A 1,857-nucleotide genomic window follows, 5' to 3' on the forward strand; every position below is an offset into this window, starting at 1 on the left:
AGATGTGTATACGGGACAGCGGGTGGATCGCGTGGGTGGCCCGGACGGGCGCCGCGCTGCCGGGGGCCGAGCTGGCCTGGCCCGGCGGGTGGTGGGGCGGCCTCGCCCTGGCGCTGCTCACGGCGCTGATGGTCCTCGGGGCGCGCAGGCTGCCGTACCGGGGTGCGGTCGGCGTGACCGTCGCCGCGGTGCTCCTGCTCGTGGTGGTGCGGCCGGCGCCGCTGGCCCGGTGGGTCACGGGGTGGCCGCACCACCACGAGCAGGAGCACCGCGGCGACGGTCACGCCGACCGCACCCCGGTACGGCAGCCTGCGCGCCCCGAGGACCATCAGCGCCGTGAGCAGCGCCAGGGCGAGGCCGCCCCACCACCCGCCGGGCCAGGCCAGCTCGGCCCCCGGCAGCGCGGCGCCCGTCCGGGCCACCCACGCGATCCACCCGGCCGGCCATCCCGCCACCCACGCGAGTCCCTCGGCGGCCGGTGTCCAGACCGCCGCCAGGGCGAGCGTGGCGAACCCGCACACCGTCGCCGGCGCCACCGCGAGTTCGGCGACGAGGTTCGCCGGAACGGCCACCAGACTCACCCGGGCGGCGAACACCACCACGACCGGCGCGCACACCGCCTGCGCCGCCAGGGCCGCCCCCAGCGCCTCCGCCAACCTGCCGGGGACCCTGCGCCGCCGCAGCGACTCGCTCCAGCGCGGGGCGATCGTCAGCAGCGCCCCGGTGGCCAGGACCGACAGGAGGAAGCCGTAACTCCGCGCGAGCCAGGGGTCGTAGAGCACCAGGACGAGGACGACCGCGGCCAGCGCGGGGATCAGCGATCTCCGGCGCCCGGTCCCGATCGCGAGCAGGGCGACCAGCCCACAGGCCGCGGCGCGCAGCACGCTCGGATCGGGCCGGCAGACGATCACGAAGGCGAGGGTCAGCCCTCCCCCGGCCAGCGCCGTGACCCGCAGCGACAGTCCGATCCGGGGCGCGAGCCCGCCCCGCTCCACCTGGTGCGCCCTCCCGGGCCGCCCGACGAGCAGGAGCAGCACGATCGTGAGGTTGCTGCCGGAGACCGCCAGGAGGTGGGTGAGATCGGTCGCCTCGAACGCGTCCCGCAGCTCGGGACCGACCCTGGAGGTGTCCCCCACGACCAGTCCGGGCAGCAGGGCCCGCGCGTCCGGATCAAGCCTCTCGGTCGCCCTCCGCAACCCGGCCCGCAGGCCCCCCGCCGTCCGTTGCAGCACGCTCGGCGGGCCGACGATCCGCGGCGGCCCGGCCCCGTCGACCTTGAGAACCGCCGCGAAGGGCTCGCCGGGCCGCAGCGGCGGCGCGAGGCGGGCACCGACCATCAGCCGGGTGGTGGGAAGGAGCCTCAGCCACTCCTCCCGCCCCTCCCCCGACGGGACGATCAGCAGGACCGGCGCCCGGGTCCGGTGGACCGAGCCGTCCGACCGCTCGACCCGGGTCGTCTCGCCGTCCAGGACGACCGAGACCGGCGCCGTCGCGTTGCCCCGGACCCTGGGCCGGGTGAGCCGTGGATCCGAGGTCACCGCCACCTCCAGACGCGCCCGCGCGTACTCCCGCGCCAGCTCCGGCACGGGACCCCGCCGAAGGTCCGCCGCGTGCAGCCCCGCCGAGGTGGCCCCGGCCGCCGCACAGAGCAGGACCCCGGCCCACGCGGTCGCCCGTAACCGCCATCCCGGCGTGGCCCCCGGTACGGGAGACCCACGGCCTGCGCCCGGACCGCCGCGCCACCGGGCCGCCCCGCGCATCAGCAGGACCAGGGCGCCCACCAGGCAGACCGTGACACCGACCACCGTCCACCACCCGGTGGTGCCCACGGCACAGGCCGCCGCCGCCCAGGCCGCC

Annotated in this window: 1 pseudogene; it reads right to left on the reverse strand. The window is 77.8% G+C overall.

What is annotated here, in order from left to right:
- Positions 1 to 242: 242 nt before the first annotated feature.
- Positions 243 to 1,857: pseudogene (locus tag CCN56_RS23015) on the reverse strand (ComEC/Rec2 family competence protein); the annotation flags it as partial.

Origin of the sequence: Streptomyces sp. NRRL B-24572, assembly GCF_002156145.1 — a bacterium.
Lineage (GTDB): Bacteria > Actinomycetota > Actinomycetes > Streptomycetales > Streptomycetaceae > Streptomyces > Streptomyces vietnamensis.